Source organism: Campylobacter armoricus (assembly GCF_013372105.1).
GTDB lineage: Bacteria > Campylobacterota > Campylobacteria > Campylobacterales > Campylobacteraceae > Campylobacter_D > Campylobacter_D armoricus.
Genome location: NZ_CP053825.1, coordinates 875,470 through 901,462, shown reverse-complemented (window position 1 = coordinate 901,462; position 25,993 = coordinate 875,470). Strand labels below are relative to the sequence as shown.

General features: G+C 28.4%; 23 protein-coding genes and 1 tRNA gene. 10 read left to right on the top strand and 14 right to left on the bottom strand.

Annotation, left to right across the window (positions count from 1 at the left end):
• The first annotated feature begins 45 nt into the window (after positions 1-45).
• Together ppk2 and CARM_RS04685 are read left to right on the top strand one after the other, a co-directional pair.
• Entirely contained in the window at positions 46-873 is an 828-nt protein-coding gene (gene ppk2, locus CARM_RS04690) for a polyphosphate kinase 2 (protein ID WP_139425469.1), read from the top strand.
• Between the two features lie 74 nt (positions 874-947).
• On the top strand, positions 948-1,664 hold the full coding sequence (locus tag CARM_RS04685) for an amino acid ABC transporter permease (RefSeq protein WP_236633061.1): 717 nt from the start codon (positions 948-950) through the stop codon (positions 1,662-1,664).
• On the opposite strand, the gene CARM_RS04680 is transcribed toward CARM_RS04685, so the two are convergent.
• From CARM_RS04680 to CARM_RS04655, 6 genes are read right to left on the bottom strand one after another with little or no spacing between them, the layout of a single operon-like run.
• The gene (locus tag CARM_RS04680; protein ID WP_139425465.1) at positions 1,661-2,425 is read right to left on the bottom strand and encodes a transporter substrate-binding domain-containing protein; all 765 of its coding nucleotides are present in this window, start codon (positions 2,423-2,425) and stop codon (positions 1,661-1,663) included. The two genes, CARM_RS04685 and CARM_RS04680, sit on opposite strands and share 4 nt — an antisense overlap.
• Positions 2,426-2,433: 8 nt before the next feature.
• Positions 2,434-2,880, bottom strand: coding sequence for an aminoglycoside 6'-N-acetyltransferase (gene aac(6') / locus CARM_RS04675; protein WP_139425463.1), 447 nt, complete (start codon positions 2,878-2,880; stop codon positions 2,434-2,436).
• Positions 2,867-3,589 (bottom strand): 3-deoxy-manno-octulosonate cytidylyltransferase, encoded by a 723-nt coding sequence (kdsB, locus tag CARM_RS04670; RefSeq protein ID WP_039667058.1) that lies wholly within the window; start codon positions 3,587-3,589, stop codon positions 2,867-2,869. Before kdsB ends, aac(6') begins: the two co-directional genes overlap by 14 nt.
• The gene (thrC, locus tag CARM_RS04665; RefSeq protein ID WP_139425461.1) at positions 3,586-4,995 is read right to left on the bottom strand and encodes a threonine synthase; all 1,410 of its coding nucleotides are present in this window, start codon (positions 4,993-4,995) and stop codon (positions 3,586-3,588) included. Before thrC ends, kdsB begins: the two co-directional genes overlap by 4 nt.
• Positions 4,970-5,908: a tetraacyldisaccharide 4'-kinase gene (locus tag CARM_RS04660; RefSeq protein WP_139425459.1), complete on the bottom strand. Its 939-nt coding sequence runs from the start codon at positions 5,906-5,908 to the stop codon at positions 4,970-4,972. Before CARM_RS04660 ends, thrC begins: the two co-directional genes overlap by 26 nt.
• On the bottom strand, positions 5,895-6,635 hold the full coding sequence (locus tag CARM_RS04655) for an NAD+ synthase (RefSeq protein ID WP_139425457.1): 741 nt from the start codon (positions 6,633-6,635) through the stop codon (positions 5,895-5,897). The genes CARM_RS04660 and CARM_RS04655 overlap by 14 nt, the downstream gene beginning before the upstream one ends.
• A gap of 59 nt (positions 6,636-6,694) precedes the next feature.
• Here CARM_RS04655 and CARM_RS04650 point away from each other — a divergent pair, with 59 nt between their 5' ends.
• From CARM_RS04650 to CARM_RS04625, 6 genes are read left to right on the top strand one after another with little or no spacing between them, the layout of a single operon-like run.
• On the top strand, positions 6,695-7,294 hold the full coding sequence (locus CARM_RS04650) for an MBL fold metallo-hydrolase (RefSeq protein ID WP_139425455.1): 600 nt from the start codon (positions 6,695-6,697) through the stop codon (positions 7,292-7,294).
• Positions 7,294-7,575 (top strand): hypothetical protein, encoded by a 282-nt coding sequence (locus CARM_RS04645; protein WP_139425453.1) that lies wholly within the window; start codon positions 7,294-7,296, stop codon positions 7,573-7,575. The genes CARM_RS04650 and CARM_RS04645 overlap by 1 nt, the downstream gene beginning before the upstream one ends.
• 56 nt (positions 7,576-7,631) lie before the next feature.
• Positions 7,632-8,609: an agmatine deiminase family protein gene (locus tag CARM_RS04640; RefSeq protein WP_139425451.1), complete on the top strand. Its 978-nt coding sequence runs from the start codon at positions 7,632-7,634 to the stop codon at positions 8,607-8,609.
• Positions 8,606-9,520, top strand: a complete 915-nt coding sequence (locus tag CARM_RS04635; protein WP_139425449.1) for a cation diffusion facilitator family transporter — start codon at positions 8,606-8,608, stop codon at positions 9,518-9,520. The genes CARM_RS04640 and CARM_RS04635 overlap by 4 nt, the downstream gene beginning before the upstream one ends.
• Entirely contained in the window at positions 9,489-10,361 is an 873-nt protein-coding gene (locus CARM_RS04630) for an N-carbamoylputrescine amidohydrolase (RefSeq protein ID WP_139425447.1), read from the top strand. The genes CARM_RS04635 and CARM_RS04630 overlap by 32 nt, the downstream gene beginning before the upstream one ends.
• Positions 10,362-10,372: 11 nt before the next feature.
• Complete coding sequence (locus tag CARM_RS04625) at positions 10,373-10,939, top strand: DJ-1 family glyoxalase III (RefSeq protein WP_139425445.1); 567 nt, start codon at positions 10,373-10,375, stop codon at positions 10,937-10,939.
• Positions 10,940-10,962: 23 nt separating this feature from the next.
• Here the strand turns inward: CARM_RS04625 and CARM_RS08505 are convergent, their stop codons facing one another.
• Positions 10,963-11,202 (bottom strand): SelT/SelW/SelH family (seleno)protein, encoded by a 240-nt coding sequence (locus tag CARM_RS08505; protein ID WP_268904504.1) that lies wholly within the window; start codon positions 11,200-11,202, stop codon positions 10,963-10,965.
• 103 nt (positions 11,203-11,305) lie between these two features.
• Between CARM_RS08505 and dnaE the strand changes: the two genes are divergently transcribed.
• Complete coding sequence (gene dnaE, locus CARM_RS04615; RefSeq protein ID WP_139425443.1) at positions 11,306-14,899, top strand: DNA polymerase III subunit alpha; 3,594 nt, start codon at positions 11,306-11,308, stop codon at positions 14,897-14,899.
• A 237-nt stretch (positions 14,900-15,136) separates the two neighbouring features.
• Here the strand turns inward: dnaE and CARM_RS04610 are convergent, their stop codons facing one another.
• The 7 genes from CARM_RS04610 to CARM_RS04580 all read right to left on the bottom strand — a co-directional run bounded on the left by CARM_RS04610 (position 15,137) and on the right by CARM_RS04580 (position 23,287).
• Positions 15,137-17,011 (bottom strand): BspA family leucine-rich repeat surface protein, encoded by a 1,875-nt coding sequence (locus tag CARM_RS04610; protein ID WP_139425441.1) that lies wholly within the window; start codon positions 17,009-17,011, stop codon positions 15,137-15,139.
• A 61-nt stretch (positions 17,012-17,072) separates the two neighbouring features.
• On the bottom strand, positions 17,073-18,041 hold the full coding sequence (locus CARM_RS04605; protein WP_139425439.1) for an ankyrin repeat domain-containing protein: 969 nt from the start codon (positions 18,039-18,041) through the stop codon (positions 17,073-17,075).
• A gap of 10 nt (positions 18,042-18,051) precedes the next feature.
• Positions 18,052-18,930 carry an ankyrin repeat domain-containing protein gene (locus CARM_RS04600; protein ID WP_139425437.1) on the bottom strand — a complete coding sequence of 293 codons (879 nt, stop codon included), beginning with the start codon at positions 18,928-18,930 and terminating at the stop codon, positions 18,052-18,054.
• A 28-nt stretch (positions 18,931-18,958) separates the two neighbouring features.
• Positions 18,959-19,252: a hypothetical protein gene (locus CARM_RS04595; RefSeq protein ID WP_133318845.1), complete on the bottom strand. Its 294-nt coding sequence runs from the start codon at positions 19,250-19,252 to the stop codon at positions 18,959-18,961.
• Positions 19,253-19,291: 39 nt separating this feature from the next.
• Positions 19,292-20,083: a hypothetical protein gene (locus CARM_RS04590; RefSeq protein WP_139425435.1), complete on the bottom strand. Its 792-nt coding sequence runs from the start codon at positions 20,081-20,083 to the stop codon at positions 19,292-19,294.
• A 191-nt stretch (positions 20,084-20,274) separates the two neighbouring features.
• On the bottom strand, positions 20,275-23,034 hold the full coding sequence (locus CARM_RS04585) for a hypothetical protein (protein ID WP_139425433.1): 2,760 nt from the start codon (positions 23,032-23,034) through the stop codon (positions 20,275-20,277).
• Positions 23,035-23,200: 166 nt separating this feature from the next.
• Positions 23,201-23,287: transfer RNA gene (locus CARM_RS04580), tRNA-Leu, on the bottom strand.
• A gap of 142 nt (positions 23,288-23,429) precedes the next feature.
• Between CARM_RS04580 and flgL the strand changes: the two genes are divergently transcribed.
• Complete coding sequence (gene flgL / locus CARM_RS04575) at positions 23,430-25,652, top strand: flagellar hook-associated protein FlgL (RefSeq protein WP_139425431.1); 2,223 nt, start codon at positions 23,430-23,432, stop codon at positions 25,650-25,652.
• Positions 25,653-25,993: the final 341 nt, after the last annotated feature.

Genomic DNA, 25,993 nt, shown 5'->3' with positions numbered 1-25,993 from the left:
GTGGTAAATTTGAGTTAATAATTATCCTAAATTAAGGAGTTTATTATGAACAAGGATAAATTTACTCTCATTAAAGTAAAAAAATCAACGCTTGAGTATGAAAGTGAGCTTAAAAGATTGCAAATTGAACTTCTAAAATTCCAAAATCATGTTAAGGAAAAAGGTCTGAAGGTTTTAATTTTAATCGAAGGGCGTGATGCAGCAGGAAAAGGTGGTGCTATTAAAAGATTAATTGAGCATTTAAATCCTAGAGGCTGTCGTGTAGTTGCACTCGAAAAACCTAGTGATGTGGAAAAAACACAATGGTATTTTCAGCGTTATGTAACGCATTTGCCAGCAGCAGGGGAAATAGTGATTTTTGATAGATCTTGGTATAATAGAGCAGGTGTTGAACCTGTTATGGGTTTTTGTACCCCAAATGAACATAAAAAATTCTTGCGTGAAGTAGCGTCTTTTGAAGAAATGTTGCTTGATAGTGGAATTTTATTTTTTAAGTTTTATTTTTCAGTTTCTAAACAAGAACAAAAAAGGCGTTTTGAGCAAAGAAGAAAAGACCCATTGAAACAATATAAGCTTTCTGCTGTAGATGAAAAATCACAAGAATTATGGGATAAATATACTTTAGCAAAATATTCTATGCTTTTAGCTTCAAATACGCCAAAATGTCCTTGGGTGATTATTAATTCAGACAATAAAAAGAAAGCAAGGATTAATTTGTTTAAATATCTACTAAATGTTTTAGAATATCCTGATAAAATTAAAAATAAATATTTTAAATATGATAAAAGTTTAGTGCGTAGTGGTGAAGATGAAATTCGCAAGATGGAATTAAGTTTAAATGATGAGAAACTTAAAAAATTTGATAACAAATAGAGGGAAAGTTGAGTAATATCTTTATAGTTCATAATAAATTTAATGAGCATAAAAAAATTAGTAAAAAAATATATATGATTAATGCTTTTTTATTGGTGTTTTTATTATTTTTGTTTTTTTATTTGTCTTTTTTAAGTGCTAGTTATAATTTTGATTTTAAAGCTATTCTTGAATATAAAGATAAAATGATACAAGGATTTTTTACAAGTTTTTTCATTAGTATTTTGTCCTTAATTGTAGGGGTGATTTTTGCTTTGATTTTGTGCTATATGAGTCTTTGTAAAATTGTGCTTTTTAATATGTTTGCAAGAGTTTTTATAGAGCTTATTAGAGGGACACCTTTGCTCGTGCAAATTTTATTGATTTATTATATTTTTGCTGATAATTTAGGTTTAGATAATCGTTATATTTGCGGAGTTTTGATTTTAGCTTTATTTGCGAGTGCTTATATTTGTGAGATATTTAGAGCAGGAATTTTAAGTGTTGATAAAATGCAATATGAAAGTGCCAAGGCTTTGGGTTTAAGTGAGTTTGAAATTTATAAAAGTGTAATTTTTCCTCAAGCTTTAAAAAATATTCTAGCGCCTTTAAGCGGACAATTTAGTAATTTAATCAAAGATAGCTCTCTTTTGAGTGTTATAGCTATTTCAGAATTAACGCAAAATGCTCAAGAAATCAATGCATTTACTTTTTCAACCTTAGAAATTTACATTCCTTTGGCTCTTTGTTATTTAATTTTAACTCTACCTATTTCTATGTTTTCAAGAAAGCTTGAAAAGAGTTTTTCTTAAAAGAAAAACTCAAGCTTTTGTTCTTTGAAGACTTCTTGCATATCTTTGAGATATTTTTGACTTAGTTTATCAAAAAAGCCATTTTCTTTAGATTTTAAAATAAACTCATTGAGCTCTTCTTTTAATTTGGTATTGTCTTTATTCAAAGCTATAGCCCATTGCTCAGGTGTTTTTTCAAAAGGGGTGAAAATAGCTTTTGTTTGCTCAGGGTGTTTTTTCCATGCTTTATAAATACTCATTTGATCATAAATAAAAGCATCAGCTTTAGCTTGGATTACTTCCAAAATAGCTGCATTTTCTTTATCAAATACTAAAATTTTTGCATTTTTAAGGTTTTTTTGAGCATATAAATGCGCACTCGATCCTCTTTTTAAGGCAAGGATTTTTCCTTTTTGATTTAAATCTTCTATGGAGTTGATATTTGATTTTTTAGCACTTAGTATTGATAAATTTGCCTTAGCATAAGGTATAGTGAAATCTATTACTTTTTTTCTTTGTTCGCTAATACTCATAGAAGACATGATTAGATCTATTTTTTGAGTTCTTAAAGCAGGTATAAGTCCATCCCAAGCTATGTTTTGAATTGTTAAATCATAGTTTTTTTCTTTGGCAAAGGCTTGTAAAAAATCTACACTAATGCCACTTGGATTACCTCTAGTATCACTCATTTCAAAAGGAGGATAAGCTAGTTCCATTCCTACTATTAAATCTTTAGCGTTAAGAGAAAAGGCTAAGATAAACAATAAAATAATTTTTTTCATGTTTTTCCTTAATTTAGTTTTTTTATAAAACAAATAATTTTATTAGCTTCTTTAAAGCCACATTGAATATGAAAATTAAAACTATTAATGTTTTGTAATTCACAATCACTAGCAAATTCACTAATTTGTTGGTTTAAAATCCACTGCTCGCAATATGCTAGTAGTTTTTTAGCATAATATTTTCTTCTAAAATTTTCTCTAATATAAATTCCTTCTAGATATCCTACTGGGGCACTAGAACTACCTTCTACATAATCATATCTTATACTAACATAAGCTAAACCTATGCACAATTGTTGTGTTTTAAGTAAGAATACAGCATATTTTTGATCTTTTAATATATTTTCAAATTCGTGCTTTAATTTTACAATGGGTTTATTAAATAATGAACTTGCTAATATTAATACATCTTCTAAATCATTAATGTTTGCTTGGTAAATTTTAAAATATTCCAAATTTAGCTAAAGCCCTTTCGTAGTCTTCTTTTGTATCTATACCTATGCTTTGACTTTGTATTTTTAGCATTTTAATTTTTTTGCCATTTTCTAAAGCTCTTAATTGTTCTAATTTTTCACACTCTTCAAGGGCTGAGTTTTTCAAAGTGCAAAATTCTTGTAAATTTTTAACCTTATATGCATAAATTCCAAGATGAGCTTTGAAATTTTGTTTATAATTTGCTCTTTCATAAGGAATTTTAGATCTTGAAAAGTATAAAGCAAAATCATTACTATCGATAACCACTTTAACTAAATTAGGATCTTCGCAAGTTTTTGCATCTACTTCTTTATAGCAACTACTCATAAAACAAAACTCATCTTTAAAAGCTTCTTGGCTAAATTCTTTAAATTTTTTGATATTTTGTATTTCTATAAAAGGTTCATCAGCTTGAACATTAATGATAAGCTCATTTTCATTTAGCTTTAAAATTTGACAAGCTTCGTTGATTCTATCTGTGCCACTTTCATGATTTTTGCTTGTTAAAACTGCTTTTATATTATGTTTTTGTGCTATTTTTAAAACCTCTTCATCATCAAGTGCCACATACACTTCATCAACTTCTTGCATTTTTTTAGCTGTATAAATAAACATTGGTAGATTGTCAATTTCACATAAAATTTTATTTTCAAAACGACTTGATTTTAATCTTGCAGGTATGATTATCATTGTTTTATCCATTCTATAATAGTTTGTTTTAAATTTTCAAGTTTGCAAACTTGATTTTGCTTTTGTTTGCTTGTAAATAAACTTGCGATATTTGGATGAATTTCTTGGTTAAATTCTTTTGCAAGTTCTTGCATACAAGCTTGTTCATTTTGACATTCTTTGTTATAAATTGCTTGATACATGCTTGGGGTAAATTTACTCCATTGTGCTGTGGAAGTGATGAGTGTGGTAGTGTTAAGATTAAGCATTTTAAAACAAGTGCAAGTGTGAGGATCTAAAAGTCCTAAATGGCTGTATTGTTTGATATATTGCATACACTCATCATCATTACAAAAATCAGCTTCAAAGTCTTCTTGTAAAAGTTTTAGTTCTTTTTGGTTAAGCTTATAGTATTTTTCATTTTTTAAAGCTTGCATAAGCTCTTTGGTGCGTTTATCTTTAAATTTATCAAAAAGCAATCTTTCTATATTTGATGATATGAGTATATCCATAGCCGGAGAAATAGTCTTTTGCAAACTTTTATTTCTTAAGTCATATCTGCCTGTATTAAAAAATTCACTCAAGATATTATTTGAATTGGAAGCAATTTTTATTTTATCTATATTTGCCCCCATTTTTTTAGCATAATAAGCCCCCAAAGCATCGCCAAAATTTCCACTTGGAATGATGATATCAATTGTTTTATCGATTTTTAAGCTAGCATAATAATGATAAATGATTTGAAAAAGTATTCTTCCAAAATTGACTGAATTTGCAGCACTTAAGCTAAGCTTTTCTTCTTTTAAAGTATTTTTAAAATCCTCATCATTTAAAAGTTTTTTTAGGGCATTTTGTGCATCATCAAAATTACCTTCAATAGCTATGGATTTTAAATTATTTGCATTTGAGTGTGTCATTTGCAAAGCTTGAGTTTTGCTTGTGCCTTCATTTGGGTAAATGCAAACTACTTTTATACCTTTTTTATTTTCAAAGCTTTTTAATGTAGCAGGTCCTGTATCGCCACTTGTAGCACACATGATTAAAAAATCATCATCTTTTTTTAAGTGTTCTAAAAGTACACCAAAAGGTTGCAAAGCCATATCCTTAAAAGCCCTTGTTGGCCCATGAAATAATTCGTTAATATAAAGCTTATCATTGATTTTTTTTAAATTAATAGGGCAGGTTTTATCATCAAAACTCTCATAAGTCTTTAATGCTTTTTCAAAAACTTCAAGCTCTAAATCAAATTCAAATGCAGCGATGATTTTTAATGCTAATTCTTTGTAGTTTAAATTTTTTAAAGCTTCATTATCAAGCTTTGGTAGATTAAGTGGTGCATATAGGGCATTATTAGGCGCACTAGGACTAAGCAATGCTTTTGAAAAACTGACTTGGTGATTTTTATCTTGGGTTGAGTGTAGTAACATTTTTTTCCTTTTTGTTAAATTGATGAATATAATTTTGCAAAACTTGTTTAAAGTTATCTTTTAAAACGATATCAAGATGAATAAGCTCGGTTTTAAAACCAAATTCTTTTACCTTTACATAGTCTTTAAAGGTCAGCATTAAGGTATCGCAGTTATGTTTTTTTAAAAGTTTTTCTAATTCTTCTTTTTGAAATGTGTAATGATCGGCAAAAAAATAACAAGCCCTAGCTTTGATAAAATGCTCATATAATCTAAAAGGTTTTGCAATAGAGCTAATCAAAATAGCTTTTTGATTTTCTTTTACATGGGAATAACGCACAAAATCTTCATTTTCTTTAGCTATAAAATCAGCCCTTTTAGCAAAAGATTTTGGCAAACGATAAGCCCCGCTAGGTAAAGTAAAATTAAAAAATGGCTCATCTTTACTTTGCAATAAAATGTTAAATTTTTTAATGTGAAATTTAGAAAAAGCATCATCTAAAAGTATAATCTTTGCTCCAAGCTCGATGGCTTTTTGTATGCCTTTAACTCTATCTTCGCTCACTATCACCCCGCTAATATGCTTTGTTAGCGCATATTCCATAGCTTCATCACCACTTTTTTTAATATCGCATAAAATTTCATTTTTATATTTAACGACAATTAAACCTTTACTTTGTCTTTTATAGCCTCTTAAGATGATAAAACAATCTTTAAATTCAGCTGCTATGGCTTTACAAATGGGGGTTTTTCCGTTACCTCCTAGGGTTAGATTACCTATGCTTATAATAGGCAGATTAAAATCAAGTTCTTTTTTAAATTTAGTATTTAAAATCGCTATGATTGTATATAAAAGACTAAAAGGTAAAAGCAAAAAGGCTAAAGTTTTTTGTAAAAAATTAGGTTTAAAAAAATACCGATCAAGCCAAGTCATATGTATTCTTTAATGTTGTTGGGAGTTTTCTTTTAAAAGCATTATTTTGCATACGCTCTAAGACTAAATTTTTTAAATTCTCATCAAAATTTTCCAAGCTTTGTTTATTTTCTAAAGCTTTTAAAACTTCATCTAAAACTTCATATTTGTAGCCAAGATCTTTTTCATCGCTTTGATTTGGCCAAAGATCAGCACTAGGAGCTTTTTTGATAAAATTTTCATGCACACCCATAAATTTAGCAAGCTCAAAAACTTCGCTTTTATAAAGTGTAGCTAAAGGGTTAAAGGCACAGGCTAAATCTCCATAAATAGTTCCATAGCCAAGCATTAATTCACTTTTATTAGAAGTACCTACCACTAAAGCATTATACAAGGCTGAATAATCATAAAGTAAGCTCATACGCACTCTTGCGGCTAAATTTCCTATGCGAAGTTGTGTAGGGTTTTGGATAACTTTTTCAAAGTTTTGTAAAATATCATCAATATAAATAATTTGATATTTTATATTTAATTTTTTACAAAGCATAAGAGCATCATTTAAATTTTCTTTATTAGATTGTTTAGTGGGCATTAATAGGGCAAATAATTTATCTTGAACTGCTTTTTTACAAAGGTAAGCTACTACAGCAGAATCTATTCCACCACTTAAACCTAAGATGAGATTTTTATCTCCTGCTTGTTTTTTTATAAAATTAATCAACAATTCTTGTAATTTTGTATAATTCATAAAAAATCTTTAAATATTATTTTTTTAAAATTATATTTGATTTAGTTAAAAGGAAGTTTATGCGTATTTTAAAACAACCATGTGGAATGTATGAGACAAATTGTTATATTATAGATCATAATAACAAGCAAATCATCATCGATCCGGGTGAGAATGCTTATGAGTTTATCAAAGAAAATGTAAGCAAACCTTTAGCTATTTTAAATACCCATGGTCATTATGATCATGTTTATGATAATGCTAGGGTTAAAAAAGATTATGAAACCCCACTTTTTATCCATAAAGATGATGCTTTTATGTTAAAAGATCCTTTTAATTATGGCTTTGAGCACTCAAGTGCTGATGTTTTGGTTGAAAATGAAAATGAATTTAGTATAGATGAGTTTAAGTTTAAATTCCATCATTTTCCAGGACATACTCCAGGGTGTTGTATGATAGAGCTTGTAGGTGAAGATATGCTTTTTAGTGGAGATTTTTTATTTTATCGTAGCATTGGTAGATGGGATTTTCCTTACTCAGATGCAACTAAGATGAAAGAGAGTTTATTAAAAGTTTTAGCTTATGAAAAAGATTTTAAACTTTTTCCAGGGCATGGAGAAGAAAGTTCTTTAAAAGAAGAACAAAAAGCAATTCCTGCTTGGCTAAGGTATTTTCATTAATGGATAAGGTTTTATATTTTTTAAGTTTTTTGCTGATTTTAAGTGCGATTTTAAGTTTTTTTAAACCCAAAGAAGCAAAAAGGAAATTTTTTCACAAATGCCCTTGTTTTAAAGCGGTAGAAAATGGTTTAATGAGTAGAATTTGCATTTATGCGGGAAGTTTTGGTTTTATGTATTCTGTGCTTTATATAGGTTTTGGAGTGTATGATAAAAAGCTTTTTGTGATTTTACTTTTATCTTTTGCGATATGGTATTTTGCTTGGGTTTTAAAAAAAGAGTAAAAAACTATCATTAAAAATGCTAAAATACTTTTTTAATTATCAAAAAAGGTATCAAAATGAGAAAAAGCATAGCAGAGTGGGAAAATCAAGAATTACTTTTACTTTCCTTACCTCATGAAAATAGTGATTGGAAGCCTTATTTAGAAGAGATTTTACAAAGCTATGAAGAATTTATTAAAGCTGTAGCTAGTTTTCAAAAAGTTTTGCTTGTAGCACCAAATGAAAAAGACTTTCAAAGATTTAAGTGTATAAAAAATGTAGATTTTTTTAAATGTGATACGAATGATACTTGGATTAGAGATTTTGGCGCAATTGATGTGCGTGAAGATGATAAGCTTTTGGCGCTTGATTTTACTTTTAATGCTTGGGGAGATAAATTTCAAAGCACTTTAGATAATGCAGTAAATTCAAAACTTTTTACTCAAAAACTAAGCGGAAAATTAGAAAAAATTGATTTTATCTTAGAAGGCGGGAGTATTGATTTTAACGGACAAGGAGTAATGCTTACAACGAGTGCTTGTTTGTTAAATGAAAATAGAAATTCACGCTTAAATAAAGAACAAATTGAAACTAAGTTAAAAGAAATTTTTGGCCTAAAGCAAATTATATGGTTAAATCATGGTTATATAAAAGGTGATGATACTGATCATCATATAGATACTTTAGCAAGATTTATCAATGAAAAAACCATTGCTTATTGTGTGTGTAAAGATGAAAATGATGAGCATTATAAACCCTTAAAAGCTATGGAAGATGAGCTTAAAAAAACAGGATTTGATTTATTAGAGCTTCCTTTACCTAAGCCTTTATATTTTGAAGATAAAAGACTTGGTGCTACTTATGCAAATTTTGTTTTTGTTAATGGTGGCTTGATAGTGCCAACTTATAATGATGAAAACGATGTTTTGGTATTAGAAAATTTACAAAAAGTATGCAAAGATAGAAAAGTAGTAGGGGTTGATGCAAGAGTATTTTTAAGACAAAATGGTTCTTTGCATTGTTCTTGTCAAAACCGCTATGAAGGGCAAAGATGAATTTGCAAAAAAGTGCAACCATCATTGCAAGTGCTTGTGCTATTTTTTTAGCTATTGTTAAATTTGTGGTAGGTTTAGCTTCAGGATCTGTTGCGGTGCTTTCTAGTGCGATTGATTCTTTGCTTGATTGTGTGATTTCGGGTTTAAATTTTTTAGCTTTAAAAAAAAGCTCTCAAGGCTCTAGTAAAGAATATAATTTTGGTCTTAGTAAAATCGAAGCATTAATGGGACTTTTTGAAGGTCTTGTTATTAGTGGGATTGGGGTTTATATTTTTTATGAAAGTGTCTTAAAAATTCACAACCAAGAAAGCGTAGAAAAACTTGATCTTGGAATTTTTGTTATGGCTTTTGCTATGGCTGTGACTTTGTGTTTGGTGGTTTTTTTAAATTATGTTGCTAAAAAAACTAAAAGTTTAATTATAAAAGCTGATAGCTTGCATTATAAAATAGACTTTTTAACTAATGCTCTAACGCTTTTAGCACTTGTGATTATAGCTTTTACAAATTATCATTTTATTGATGGTTTATTTGGTATAGCTATAAGTTTATATACGATTTTTTCAGCTTTTAAAATCATCAAAGAAAGTTCTAAAATTTTATTAGATGTGGCAATTGATAAAGAACAAGTTGAAGTGATTAAACAAATTATAAGTGCAAATAAAGAAATTAAAAGCTTTCATCATCTAAAAACTAGAAAAAGTCCTGATATACTTTATGTTAGTGTGCATTTGGTTTTTGAACCTACAATATCACTTTTAAAAGCTCATAAAATCGGTGATGAGATTGAAGATAGTATAAGGGAGCATTTTAAAGATGATTTTTGGAATATTCATATTCACTTAGACCCTTATGATGATTCAGAAGAAGAAAGGAATAAAAATGAAATTAGCACTCATTCAGCAAGAATTTAAACAAAATAAAGAAAAAACTATAGAAAAAACATGCGAACTTATCAAACAAGTAGCAAAGGAAAAGGCTGAGCTTGTATGCTTGCAAGAACTTCATCAAACGCAGTATTTTTGTCAAAGTGAAAATACAAACTTTTTTGATTTGGCAAATGACTATGAAGAAGATGTTAAGTTTTGGTCTAATGTGGCTAAAGAAAATAAAGTTGTTTTGGTAACTTCTTTATTTGAAAAAAGAAGTGCAGGGCTTTATCATAATACTAGTGTGGTATTTGAAAAAGATGGCTCCATAGCAGGTAAATACCGCAAAATGCATATACCTGATGATCCTTGTTTTTATGAAAAATTTTATTTTACTCCAGGTGATTTGGGTTTTGAACCTATACAAACAAGTGTTGGAAAACTTGGAGTTTTAATATGCTGGGATCAATGGTATCCTGAAGCTGCTAGGTTAATGGCTTTAAAAGGGGCTCAAATTTTGATTTACCCTACTGCTATTGGTTGGTTTGATAAAGATGAAAAAGAAGAAAAGCAAAGACAACTTGAAGCTTGGGTTGGTGTGCAAAGAGGTCATGCCATAGCTAATGGCTTACCTGTGGTGGCTATTAATAGAGTGGGTTTTGAAAAAGATGAAAGTGGCGTAGAAGAAGGTATAAGATTTTGGGGAAATTCTTTTGTCTTTGGAGCTCAAGGTGAAGAGCTTTTTAGGGCTGATGATAAACAAGAACTTTGTAAGATTGTTGAAATAGATATGCAAAGATGTGAAAATGTTCGCAGATGGTGGCCATTTTTACGCGATAGACGCATAGAGTATTTTCACGAGTTAAATAAAAGATTTATCGACTAAAAGGAGAGAAAATGAAAAAAGTTTTAGTGCCTTTAGCAAAGGGTTTTGAAGAGGCTGAGTTTATAGGTATAGCTGATGTTTTAAAAAGAGCAGGGGAAGCTAGTGGAAATTTAGAAGTAATTATTGCTTCGCTAGATGATGAGCTTTTAGTTCAAGGTGCTAATGGAATTTGTGTAAAAGCTGATGTAAGTTTAGCTAATGTTGATCAAGAAAATTTAGATGCAATTGCTCTTGCAGGTGGATTTGAAGGTATGATGAATTTAAAAAATAATCAAACTATCATAAAAATTATACAAGATTTACATGCAAAGAAAAAAATCGTAGCTGCTATTTGTGCTTCGCCTATGGTATTAGCAAAAGCAGGAGTAATTAGTGGAGAGTTTTCTTGTTATCCTGGTTGTGAAGTAGATATTGAAGGTGTAAGAGTAAATAAAGCAGTTGTAGTAAATGAAAATGTCATCACAGCAGCTGGACCCGCTACGGCTATTTTATTTGGTTTAGAGCTTGTTAAGTATTTATGCTCAGAAGAAGTTTATATAAAACTTTATGATGGAATGCTTGTTCCTTTGACAAAATAAACCCTCGTTAATGAGGGTTTAGCTTACATTTGCTTCATAAGTTTAGCAATTTCTCCCTCATGAGGAAATCTATCTACTTCGCAGTTAAATAAGTCTTTTTTAGAGTAAATGATTTTACCATCTACTTCTACTATAAAATGACCACCACCTTTTTCTATGGTAGAAATTTGCGCATCTTTGAATTCATTTTGTATTTCTTCTGCAACCCTTGCAGCTTGTGGTTTGTAATTTCAAAGATTACAATAATAAATTTTCACTTCCATTTTTTACTCCTTTTTTGAAAGTAAGCTATTATACATTTTTTATTCTTGTAAGTTTTAAATTTAAGGTTTTTTTTTATAATAATAAAAAAATACAAGGGAAAATATGAGCCAATTTACACATTTGCATTTACATACTGAATATTCTTTACTTGATGGAGCAAACAAGCTTAAAGAGCTTGCTAAAACGCTAAAAGCACAAGGTGCAACAAGTGTTGCTATGACTGATCATGGAAATATGTTTGGGGCAATTGATTTTTATAAAACGATGAGAGCTGAAGGGATCAAGCCTATTATAGGGCTTGAAGCGTATTTGCATAATCATGATGATTTAAGTGATAAAAGCTCAAGGCAACGCTTTCATCTTTGTTTATTTGCTAAAAATGAAATTGGCTATAAAAATTTAATGTATTTAAGCTCACAAAGTTATATAAATGGCTTGTATTATTACCCAAGGATTAACAAAAAACTTCTGGAGGCTCATAGTGAGGGGTTGATTTGTTCATCAGCTTGCTTGCAAGGTGAAGTAAATTGGCATTTAAATACCAAAAATGAAAAAAATTTAAAATTTGGTGCAAAGGGTTATGAAGGCGCAAGAGAAGCTGCACTTTGGTATAAAAAGGTTTTTGGAGATGATTTTTACCTTGAGATCATGCGTCATGGCATTGATGATCAAAAATTTATAGATGATTCTATCATTAAACTTGCCAAAGAGCTTGATATAAAAATCATCGCAACCAATGATACGCACTATACTTTCAAAGAAAGAGCGGCCGCACATGAAGTATTTATGTGTATAGCTATGGGGGTTAAACTTGATGATCCAGGACGCTTAAGACATGAAGTACATGAATTTTATGTAAAAACACCAGAACAAATGAGTGAGCTTTTTGCAGATATTCCTGAAGCTATTGAAAATACTCAAGAAATAGCTAGCAAATGTAACTTAGAATTAAAACTAGGCGATCCTACTCCACCAAATTTTAAATTTACAAGAGAATATGCGAAAAAATATGGCTTAAGTTTAAGCCAAGAAGATCAAGAATTTAGTTTTGATAATGATGATATAGTCTTTGAGTATCTTTGTAAAAAGGGCTTAGAAGAAAGGCTTCAATTTATAGACGAAAGCAAACATCAAGAGTATAAAGATAGACTTGATTTAGAAATTAATATCATAAAAAATATGAAATTTTCAGGTTATATGCTTATTGTTCATGATTTTATCGCTGCAGCTAAGGAAAAAGATATACCAGTTGGTCCAGGGCGTGGAAGTGCTGCGGGAAGTTTGGTTTCGTATTGTTTGAAAATTACAGATTTAGATCCTATACCTTATAATCTTCTTTTTGAGAGATTTTTAAATCCTGAGCGTGTATCAATGCCTGATATTGATGTGGATTTTTGTCAAGATAGAAGAGGGGAAGTGATTGATTATGTGATCGATAAATACGGAGCTGAAAAGGTTGCACAAGTTATTACCTTTGGTAAGCTTTTAGCTAAAGGGGTGATTAGAGATGTAGCTAGGGTTTGTGATATGAGCATACCTGATGCTGATGCTTTAGCAAAATTAGTCCCTGAAGAGTTAAAAATCACTCTAGAAAAAGCTTATGAGCAAGAGCCAAAAATAGCTGAATTTGTAAATTCTCATCCAAAAGGGCGTCAAGTTTGGGATTTTGCTAAGGCACTAGAAGGTTTAAATAGAAATGCGGGTATGCACGCAGCAGGAGTTGTGATATCTAACGAAGCTTTATGGAACAAAGCACCACTTTTTAGACAAAGTAAAAACGATGAACGCCATTTAGTAACGCAGTATTCTAAAGAATACCTTGAAGATGTAGATTTAATCAAATTTGACTTTTTGGGCTTGAAAACTCTTACGGTGATTAATAATGCAATTAGGCTAGTTAAAAAGCGTTATGGCAAAGATGTAGTTTGGGAAAAAATAGATATGAATGATCCTAAGGTTTATAAAACCATACAAAGTGGAAATACCTTGGGTATTTTTCAAATAGAATCAGGTGGTATGCAAAGTTTAAATGCTAGGTTAAAACCTGAAAGATTTGAAGACTTAATTGCGGTTTTAGCTTTATATAGACCTGGGCCACTTGATAGTGGGATGGTGGATGATTTTATCGATATCAAACATGGTAGAAAAGCCGCAAGTTATGCTTTTGAAGACTTAAGACCTATACTTGAAAATACTTATGGGGTTATAGTTTATCAAGAACAAGTTATGCAAATAGTGCAAAAAATAGGTGGTTTTTCTTTGGGGGGAGCTGATAATGTGCGTCGTGCTATGGGTAAGAAAAAAAGAGAAATTCTAGATAATCTTAAAGCCGAATATCTAGAAGGAGCTAAAAAACAGGGGTATGATGAGAAAAAAGCTGATGATTTGTTTGAACTTATCTTAAAATTTGCTGAATATGGTTTTAATAAATCCCACTCAGCTGCTTATGCACTTATAACCTTTCAAACAGCGTATTTGAAGACTTATTATCCTAGTGAGTTTATGGCTGCACTTTTAACTAGTGAAGAAAGCAATATAGATAAAGTCGCAAAATATATAGAAGAGATGAAAAGAATGAACATCAAGCTCTTACCACCAAGTATAAATAAAGCTCAAAGAGAATTTAGCGCTACTAAGCTTGAAGATGGTTCTGAAGCTATTATTTATGGGCTTGGGGCAATTAAAAGCGTGGGAATTCCTGCTATTGAAAATATTATGGCTATTCGCAAGGAAGAGGGTTTTAGTGATTTTGATGATTTTATAAGTTCAATTGATCCTACAAAAATCAACAAAAAAACCATTGAAAACTTAGCCAAATCAGGTGCTTTTGATGAGTTTGGTTATACTAGAAAATGTTTAGTGGATAATCTTGATCTTATTTCAGAAACAAGTAGAAAAATAGCTGAAGTTAAAAGAAATTCTACTGCTTCGCTTTTTGGAGAAGAAGAAATAGCTGCAGATATTAAAGTGGGACTTTATGATAATAAAATAGAATTTGAAATAATGGAAAAATTAAGTTATGAAAAGGAAATTTTAGGAATTTATGTATCAGGTCATCCTTTAGACAAATTTGCAAACCAAATAGAAGGCATAGAGTATTTTAAAAGTATGGATTTTGAAACGCTTAAAGGCGAGGGTGAGCTTTTGGTCGTAGGAAAGATTGAAGATTTTAAATCAATGATGAGTAAAAGCGGTAAAAGATACGCTAAGGCTGTAATTTTAGACTTTTATTCTACTTTTGATATGATTGTTTTTGAAGCTCAAGTAGAAAAAGTTGAAGCACTTTTTAAAGAAAGTAAAGATGAAGCTTTTGCCTTTTTACTAAGATATAAAAACAATGATAATGATTTAAGCTTTAGCCTAAATGAAATTTATACCTTAGAAGAAGCAAAAGAAAATGAGTTAAAATCTTTTAGTAAAAGAAAAAGTTTTACAAAAAAAGAAAACAAAGAAGAATTCATGCAAGAGCCTATGAAATTTGAAGAAAATATCATAGAGCTTGATATAAATAAACTTAGTAAAGATATGGTGTATGAAATTTATGATCTAGCCAATACAAGACATAATCCAAAAGATGCCAATAATAAAAAATTAGTTTTAAAAGTATTAGATGTGGGTAGTTGTTTGCTTTATCATACAGGTTTTGTGATTTCTAAAGAGACTTTTGAAGAAATTTCTCAAAAATGCAAAACTTAAGTATTTAAATAAAAATAGGTTTGAATTTTATTTTATATGAGATTTTATATATGCAAATTTAAGTTGATAAATTTCAACGCCGTTTTAAAAATCACAAAGTTATCTTATAAAATGTCTCAAAAAAGGTTTTTATATATTTTTTAGTTAAAAATTTAATTATTTTATTTATTAAGATAGAATTTTTAAGATAACTAAAATATATAAAAAACCATTTTTGTTTATTAAATATTTATATATTTATTTTTTAAAAATTTTCAATATTTCTTGTTTATATTCGCTTAATTTTAAAATTTCATAAAAATCTTTATCACAAAAAGTTCCAAGCTTTTGTATATCTACATTATGACTTGCAAATTCTATTAAAATGTCTTTTATTGGGTATTCTTTACCATCAAGGTCTAGTCTATCCTTAAAATTATCTAAAAAAATAAGCAACGCAGGGGCTTTTACTCCAGTATGATATTCTATAATAGAATCTGCACGCAATAAATTATGTCTTAAAAGCTGTAAAAATCTTGATACTCTTCCCTTTACTTCATAAGCGAGCATTTTCTGAATCGGCGCTAAGTAATACCTTCCTACTATATTTAGATCATATGGTATATTTTTTAAATCTATTTTTAATCCATGTTTAAAAAGTAAATAAATAAGATCGCTATGCACAAACATAACTAGTAGTTTTTCATCAAGCATCTCTTTAGGGTAACGCTTTATTAATTCTTGAAAGAAAAAATCAAGTGTTTCATCATCTGCATCGCAAAATCTTCTATTAGGCGTTTGATTAAGTCTAATATTTTCAAAAAATGTAGTATTGATTTTACTATCAAGATTATCCAAGATAAACTCTAAAATATTTTTATTTTCTGTGCTCAACTTATGTTCTAATGCAACAGATAAACCAAATTTGTTTTCTTCAGTAATTACTACTTTATAGCCTAATGTTCTAAGAAATTTAGCATATTCTAGTTTATCAAAACGCAAACAAGTATGCATCACTTTATCACTAATAGGAATATGAAAGCCTTGAGATTTTGCATTTTTTACAAGAGTACTAAAAAAATCCTCATCTGGCATTGCATTGCTTATCGTTCCTTTTGGTACATAAAAACAAAGCTGAGTGATATGTTTGTATTGTTCATTTTGCAAAGGAATTATTTTTTCTAAAATAATCTTAGCCTGCTTATAATCACGCGCCTTAACAAGCTTACATAATAATTCATAGCTTGGATTATCCATATCAAATACTGCTTTATACCATGAAGGTGGATTATTTTGTAAAGAGCAGTCGCTAAATATATTGTTTGATTGTTCTACTAATTCGCTTGGTAGATTCCATTCGCTTAAATCGCAGTCAAAAGATTTTGCTCCATGAAACATAGAATTGATATTTTCAGCTTTTTTTGGTTTCCATTTAGATAAATCACTTTTAAAAGACTCACAATCACAAAACATCTCTTCAAAATCTTTTACATTTGTAACTTTCCACTTGCTTAAGTTTGCATTAAAATCTTTTAATCCTTTAAAAAGTCCATTCATGTATTTGATTTGGCTCACATCCCAAGACTCTATCCCGCTAAAATCTTTCCTATTTGTATGCAAATGAATGATTTCCATAGAATAACTAGCAAAAAGTTGATTTAGGTCTTTTATGTAACTTAAATCAATTTGCCCTAAAGATATAAATTCCATCTCTACTAATATTTTTAATTCAAAAAGATTAAATGGAATATAGCAAAGATTTGGATGTTTTGGTTTAAATTTACCTTTTTTATTATAAAAAGCACAATCGCGCAAAGTACTTTCTATGCTTTTACCTTTTATAATATCTTCTAAAATCTTTCTTAGTTCGTAAAGACTGCTTTTTTTAAGTTCTTTCCTTACGCTCTTGCTATAATCTTTATAACCATCATTGTTATAATCAATGCAAATAAATTCACTAAATTCTATATAAATACCATCTCCTATATTTTTACCTTTGTTAGAATCTACTACAACTTTATCGATTAACTCATTTATAGCATCATCACATATTTTTAAAATGTCTTTGTCGATGCTTTTAATAGCGCCATTTTGTAATAAATTTAAAGCTTTTAAAACTTTAAAATTTTGCACAGCATCTATAAGCTCTTTAGGAGTTTTTCCTAAAATTATTGTAGTTTCTTGTGTTGAAACTTTATTTACATCTTTTTTTCTCCATTCTCCTTGGCTTTTTTATAGCATCGTTTAAAAACTTGGAGTATTCATCATGATATTTACCTAATAAATCAAAGTCAGTTTTTCCATCAATTTCACAATGAGAAGAATCATATGCTGGTAAATTAAATTTTTTTATGATTTGCTCTGAAGTCATTGCTCCTGCATCTTTTAAAAGCTTTTTATTTCTAGATCCTTTTGCGATATCTAAAGGAGTATCTGGGGTAGCAAAATTCACATTAGCTCCAAGTTCGATTAAAAGCTGTGTAACCCTATAAGTTTCTGCTTCTTTTACAGCTTCAAATAAAAGAGTTTCATTGTTACATTTTCTTAATTTGCTAAAAGTTTGCATATCTACATTAGCTCCTCCTTTAATAGCTAGTTCTAATAATTCATAATTATTTTGTCTAGCCCAAAAATGCATAGGAGTCCTACCGGAATATCCCTCATCATGCACTTCAAATTTAGCTCCACGATTTACTAGATACTGTATGATTTGAGAATTTGTGTTTTTAGCATTGAGTATATATGCGTAGATTAGGGCATTTTGATAAATAATACTGTTTTCTTCTACTTCTTTCATTAAGATGTATTTTTCATTAGCTTCTTTGATATATTTCATATCTACAAAGCGAAGATTGTATTTAGGATCTTTTAAACTTAAACCATACTCATCAAATAAATAATCTAAAATAGAAAAATCATTATCATAATTTCCACAAGTAAATGCAGCTCTTACTATAGTTGTGCAAGGATCAAACAAAGATAAATCATCCTTGCTGTTTTGGTTTTTAAAATGTGCCTCATAAAAGCTTTCTTTTATGGGATAATCTTTTAAAAGATTTTTAACATTTTCTAAGTCATTATTACTAATAAAATCAAATAATTGTTTTTGAATTTGCATTTTTTCTTCAAAACTCATAGCTTTGATATCTTCTAGTTTTTTCATTGTTTTTCCTTTAGTTTTTATCCTTTCTTCTTTCTTCATACATTTTAATTTGTTCTGGTTCTTCTAAGCTTGTATCGATATTGTATTCTTCAACCAATTCCTCCCAAGTCTTAGCTCCTGCTTTTTTTAAGATTTTTATGTTTTTATTTATATCGTAAGTATTAGCTCTATCCAATGGAGTAGCAGGATCATAATATTCAATTTTTCCATTTTCAATATCACTTATACAACAATTAGCCACATTTACATCAGCTCCATATTTGATTAGCACTTCCACACAAGCTCCTATAGGTTTCTCATCAGATTCTGCAGCTCTATGCAAAAGGGTTTCTCCTGCATTAGTAAAGCTAAATTCACTTTCTGTTTTAATGGCTCTCATATTAGGATTTGCTCCTAGTTTTAAAGCTTCTTCTAAATACTTCACTTCTTCGCCGCATAATATCCATTCATGTAAAGGAGTGCTGCCGCTTTCTTCATTATAAGTTTCAAATGTGCATCCTTTTTTAAAAAAATACTCTATTACTTCTTTATTTTTTCCATCTCTATCAATATACCTACTAAGTGCATTGTATCCAAAGCACACTTCATTGGCTTTAAGTCCTAAATTTTCAAAATACTCCATCATTTCAAAACTTTTACTTTTATCATAAGCAATTCCTGCACAAGCTAAAGCGATAACAGGATCGATAATAGCTCTTTTGTTTTCACTATCCCAATAAGGTGTATAGCATTTTTCAAAAAATATTTCAGGCACAGGATAATCTTTTAAAAATTCTTTAACTTCTTCAAGTTTGTTAGCCTCTACAAGATCATAAAATTCTAAACATAAGTTTTTTACATATTTATCTACATCTTCTTCCAAAGATAATATTTCTTCTAATGTTTTCATTGTTTTTCCTTTCTTTGTAAAATGAGTTTTAATCTTTAACAAGTGATTTTAGTATTTTATAAATCTCACTTAAATCATCATGATAAAGCACATTTTTAATAAACCAATCCATAAATTCATCTTCACTTACTTCATCATAAGGTATGCCAGTATCTTCTTCAAAAGCAACTTCGTAGTTTTCTGGATCTAAATTATTATATGCACCTTCCATAAAATCATCTATATGATTTTTTACTGCTTCTAGGAGTTCTTTACTAGGTTTTGTGTCTAAAAATGCTTTGAAATCATCTAAGCTTTCTAAAATATCGGTATTAAAATCCATAATTTTTCCTTGTGATTTTGGTTTTTAATTTTCTTTTCTTTATTTAATCCAAGTGCTATTAATCCAAACTATTTCATCAATTTGTTCAGCATAAGTAGCAAATCGTAATTTAAAATTCCTAGGATTGTTTTTATTGAAAAATTTCTTAAAGACTGGATTTGTTTCTATAAAGTCAAAGATTTTTTCACATCTTATTTGTTGCTCTTTATAGTTGATTTCTAGATCTTCCACATCATCGACTTCTTTTAAATTTGCATATTTAATAAATTCTCCATTGTTATCATTGCTTGAGTAGGATTTATTTTGCTCAAGATACTCATCATATGATAAACTAAAAGTTATCGTTAAAACCCATCTGCTTAGATTTTCATCTTCTAAAAAAGTGTAAAAATCTTTCTCAAATTTGAAACAAATATAATATTCATCTATAAATGGTCTATTGTATGAAATATCAATATCTATAAAAAAATCTACACAATCTTTATCTGTATTTTCTAAAAATTTCACTGGTGTTAGGCAAATTTTTTTAAATTCATTATAAATTTTTAGAGCATTTAAACTATTAAAAGGTTTTAATGTATCATAAAATTCTTTAGCCATTTTGATGCTTTGCAATGAAATAAAATTTTCATTTGTTTGTTTAATGTTTTGTAATTTTTCTAGTTGTATTTGTTCTTGTATATAAAATGTTTCTAGCCCAAATTTTTCATAAGGACTTTGTGAGTAAAATTTAACTTCCTTTACACTTAGTGGAAAATGTTTATTTATAAAAGAGCTCATGCATGTAAAATTATCTTCTAAATTTGATTGATACATATCTATACAAAACATAATATAAAGTATATTGTTTTTTTCACATATAAAAAGATTATTGTAAGAATTTTTACAAGAATAAACATAGTCAAAGAAATTTTTATCAAAATTGGATTTAAATTCTATATTTTCATCAATGTTAAAATCCTCTTCTTCGCTTCTATCTATATAGGCTATAATGATCTTTTTTAAATTATTTTTAAAATATTTTAAAAAACAATTACATTGAAAAAATCAAAACTACCTATGTATTTATAAACTTTAGTATGGTTGTCTTCTAAATAGCAACAACCTTGATAAAAAATAGAATTTAAAGCCATTCCTCCATTGCCATCTTGTCTAAAATTTAAATCAAAAAGTAAAGGAAGAGAGTTTTGATTAAACTGCTCTTTTTCTATAAAATCTAAAATATATTCTTCCTCTGTGGTATCACCAAACATAATAGCTGATTTTAAATTTTTATTCTCTTCGTTTTCTAGTATAAAAATTTGCAAATTATTATCTAAATCTAATTTAAAATCAAAATTTGCTTTTAAATTTAATATTTTCAAAGCTTTGCTTAAGGAGTTAAAGCACTCATCGTCATTTTGGATAAATATAATATTTTTAATTTTTTCTGTTTTTAGATAATTTGCCAACTCTTTTAAATCTATCATTCGTCTGTAGGTTAATCCATGGGTTATCTTAGCTTTTAAGGCATCGCAATATTCTTTGTGTTTAACGATATTTAAGAAATTTAATATATTATCTAAATCAAAAAGAAATTCTCCTAACATTAAATAATCAAATATTTCTTCTGCTTGGCTTTTTATGCTATTGTTTGGTTTAATTTGTGTAAAACCTAGTAAGCGTATTTTTGGTTCTTGAAATTCTTTATTTGTTTTTAAAAAACCTATGGAGTTTTCATTAATGTATTGTCTATCATATACAAAAATTTCACCATCAGCATACTGCCAATCTTTAAAATCATAATTTTGTAAAAATTCTTCTTTTTCATACGAAGATAAATCTTTTATTTGACTTAAAATATCTAAAATTTGATTTAAAGCTATAAAATTTGTATTTTTGTTTAAAAATTCTTGAAAATTTGTGATTTTATTTAAATTATTTAATTGAATTTTTATATGGTCTTTTGTGTAGTATATTTGATTTTCGTAATAATTTAAATTTTGATTAAAATTTTCAAGATTTAATTTATGCATTAAGGTATAAAATTCTTTCAGGGTTTGTAGCTTTTTTAGGTGTTTTTGAGTGATACTTACTCCACATTTTAATAAAGTTTTGAAAAGATTTTGATCTATTTTTAAGGCAAAATTTTGTTTTTGCTCATTTTCTAAATTATAATAAAAATCGTATTCTTTGGTGCTAAAAATAGATTCAAAAACACAAATATTTATATTTTTCAAAGTTTTTTTACTAACACTTTTTTGCATTAAAATTTCGATAAAATCATTGTGAATTAAATCGTGTATTTTACTTTGTTCTAAAACATCATCTAATGCTAAAAAATTACCACAAAGTTTTTGGATAATTTTATTAAATAAAGAATTGATAGTATTTATGTGAAAATTTGTAATATTTATATTTTCATCTAAATTTAAAATTTCTTTTATGTATTTTTCTTCAATAGAATTTAAATTTATAGTATATTCGTGTTTTTGTGAAGGAGCTAACTCTTCTTCTAAGATCTGTTTAGAAAAATCATTTCTTTTTTTAATTTTGTAAGCTTTTATGGCATTAAAATTAAATTTTTTTGCTGTTATGAGTTCTTGTTCTTTATTTTTTATCTCTTCATCGCTTAAATTTGCATCAATTCTTTCATAAGCTAAAAGTTTTGGAGGACTATAGGTATAATCTAACATAAAAAGTTCTATACATTCTTCTTTTTGCCACTCATCATATAAACATTCAATATCATCAAGTTGGTTGATACGCTCTTTTCCTTGTGTTGCTTGAGATATTTGCAAAGCTGTGTTTATTTTGTTAAAAATTATATAGTTAGGTAAAGATTCTATAAATTTATTTATTTCTTCGTCTTCTAATTTGTAATTTTGATTATTTTGGTTATAAATTTCGCAAAGCTGTGCTTGCAAAGAATAATAAAAATTTTGCATTGTCATACTTTTTTGAGCTTGCTTGAATGTCACTGTTGCACCAGCTTTTATTAAATTAAAAAAATATTCTTTAGAATGGATATTGTTAAAAGATTTAGATTGTATAAAACCTATTTGATTTTTTGTTTCTTCTTCAAGTAAAGGTTTCATTATACATATGAAAATATCATTATCTAATTTATGATTGATAAACATATCAGCATATTTTAAAAGTTCAATCTCTAAAGCATCATCGATATAATCTTGTACTTTTTTTGTATCACTTAAAGAGAGTTTTTCAAATTCTTCTTGAGTTATATCTAAGACATCTCTTAAGGCTTTTTGTATAATTTTTTCTTGATAATTTTTTAAAACTTTTTGCTCTGAATCCATTTTACCACTTTGTTCAAATTCATCTTCATAATAATTTCTCATAGCATTCATTTGTTTTACAAATTCAAACATATCTTGTATGTTGATTTTTAGAGATTTTGCATTTAAAGTTTGAGGCATATTAAAATAACTAAATTGGTCTATAAAATCTTGCGTCTTAGGTGTGTCGTTTTCTTCGGTTGTATCTTTGGTTTCATTTATTGTTTCATTATCTGTTTGAGTTTGGTGGTAAAGATTAAAAAAATCATCTAGAATAAAATTTGCAATGATCTCAAAGACAGATTCTGTCATTATGATATTTTTACCATTTTCATAAATCCAAGTAAATTTACCTCCGCTTGCAATAAAATCATTTTCTTGAATTTTTTCTACTTTAAAAATACTATTTTTCATTATTTTTAAAAAAGTATCAAAAAAGTTTTGATTTTTTAAATTTAATTCATAATAAAATATTTTATCTTTTTTTGTCAATGTGTAATTCAACATAAACCTTTTATAGAAATTTTCATTATTTGTGCGTAATTGATTTTGAAAATAAAAAGAAACAATGAAGGAACTATTATAACACATCATAATATTGTAGAAATTTAATTTTTTGTGTTTTATAAATGGTATATTTTGGTTAGTATAAGTTCAAAACTAAAACAAATGGTGCCCGAGGTCGGACTCGAACCGACACAAGGTTGCCCTTACTAGATTTTGAGTCTAGCGCGTCTACCAGTTTCACCACTCGGGCTTTTAAGTTTAAATTAATGAGATAAAATTATACTATAAAAAAATTAAAACAATATAAAACATTTAAAAAATTAAAATATTTTTAAAATTTTGGAACTTTTTTTGCTTATATAATGTTAAAAAATTATTTGCGGAGCAAAACAATGAGAATTAGCAATCAATACACCTTTTACACATCAATCCAAAATTATACTGATGGACAATCTTTACTCAATAAGTATAATTTGCAATTACAAACAGGTCAGCTTATTCAGCATTCTTGGGAAAATGCAAATATTTATATCAATGGTTCAAGATTAGAATATGAGATGGCAAATATAGGTCAGATTATTCAAGGCACACAAGCAGCACAAGAAATGGCAAAAAATACAGATACAGCTTTAAAAAATATTACAGAGCTTTTAGAAGAATTTAAAGTTCTTTTAACAAAAGCAGCTAGTGATGGAAATTCTCAAACTTCAAGAGAAGCTATTGCAAAAGAGCTTAAGCTTATAAGGGATTCTATAGTGAATATTGCTAACACTAGTATCAATGGGCAATATTTATTTGCAGGATCTAATACAGCTACAAAACCCTTTGATAAATATGGTAATTATAATGGCAACAAAGATAATATTTTTGTTGTTAGTGGGGCTGGTACTCAAATTCCTTATAATATACCTGGTTGGGATTTATTTTTTAAGCCTGATTCTAATGAAAATAAACTTATCTCTACCAATGTATCTTTTGTCGATGCTCGTTATCCAGATAAAAAAGAATACTTAACCGAAGAGTCTAAATTCTCGCACTTAATAGGGCAAAATTATGTTGATGGTGGAGGATTGAAACCAGATGAGCATTTTGGTGATACATATGATGATAAACTTCCCTTCCCAAATTCTTCTATGTATATTCAAGGTGTTAGGCCAGATGGAACTAGTTTTAAAGCGACTATTAGTGTAGGAGCTGATGATAAAATAGGCGATGTATTGGAAAATATAGGTAAATTATATGGAAATACAGATGCTAATAAAGTAGTTGAAGTTACTATGAATGATAGTGGACAAATAGAAATTAAAAATTTAAAAGAAGGTAATAGTTCTTTGGATTTTCATGCAATTGCTATGACTCCACAGATGAAAGATGAGCAACAAATCAAAGAATTAAGTGAAGCTGCTAAACAAGAAGGCATCACTATGAAAGATGTGACTGATCGTATTATGCAAGCATCGCATAATGGAGATTTAAACAATGCTAGAAGCCCTGTTACCATTACAGTTGGTGGAAAAAATTTCACTGTTGATATTTATAAAACTGATTTTATAAAAAGTAATATTAATGGTAATAAAACTAATGGGGCTGACTTTGATGTGCCTTTTGAAAAAGATGGAAATACCGTGTTTGGTAATGTTTCTCAAATTATTAGAGGAACTAGTGAGTATGCTACAGAAAGTACAAAATTAAGTGAAGTTATAGCTAATGCTAATGGAGATATGAAAAACCAAAAGTTAGAGATGGATATCACTTCCAAAAGTGGTCAAAAGTATAAAGTTGAGATTGATTTAGAAAATTCAAAAGTCAGCTATCAAGATCCAAATGATCCTACTAAAACTATAAGTTTTCCTATCACTCACTCTCAATACAATGAAGCAACTGGCACTTCAGTGGGTATGCAGACAAAACCAGAGGATATTACTTATGGGCAATTAAATGATATTATAGGTATGTTTGCAAGTGATAAAGTACCAACTGCAAATATAAATGCAAATGCAAATGGAACAATTAATAATAATGATTTTCAAACCATTCAACAAAATATAAGTGATTCTAAAGATTTTGTTGAAGTTGGTATGGATTATAAAGGTCGTATAAGCATCACTGATAAATTTTCAACAAATACTAACATAGGTCTTACTTTAAAAGATGCTAATTCAAATCGTGCTTTTCCACCATCTGGAGAAGTAAGTAGTGGATCAAATTTTGCATTTAGTGCGAATAATTCGTTGGTTATAGATGATCCAAATATTGATTTGATTAAAGATTTAGATGATATGATAGATGCAGTTTTAAATGGCAATATGAGAGCAGATTCAGAAGGAAAAGATCCTAGAAATACTGGCTTGCAAGGTGCTTTAGAAAGAATAGACCATTTACAAGATCATGTTAGAAAAATGCATACAACTATAGGTTCATATACTAATACTATAGAAGAAACAAACAAAAGAATGACTTTTTTAAATATCAATGTGGCAACTATTAAAAGTGGTGTAACTGATGCTGATTATGGACAAACTTATTTGCAATTTATGCAAACTATGGTTTCTTATCAAGCTATGCTTTCGGCTACTTCTAAAATTTCTCAAATTAGTTTATTAAACTACTTATAATTTTTTGATATAATAGCTTTTTTCTTTATAAAGGATATATTATAAAAAAAGAAGCTATTTTTGTTATTTTAAATATTTTAATTTTTTATTTTTGTTTGAGTGCTTTGATACCTGAGCAGTCTTTAGTGAGTATTATAGGATATTCTTTAGCTAAACTTAGTTATTTTTTATTCGGTTCATTGACTAAAATTTACCCTTTTGTCTTTTTTTGGTTTAACTACCTTTTGTATAAAAACGATTATAATTTAGAGGTTATAGAGCGTAGATTTAGTGTAGCTATATTTGCATGTATTTTTGCTTCGCTTGTTTTTGCTTCAATGTTTTTGCAAGATAAAGGCTAT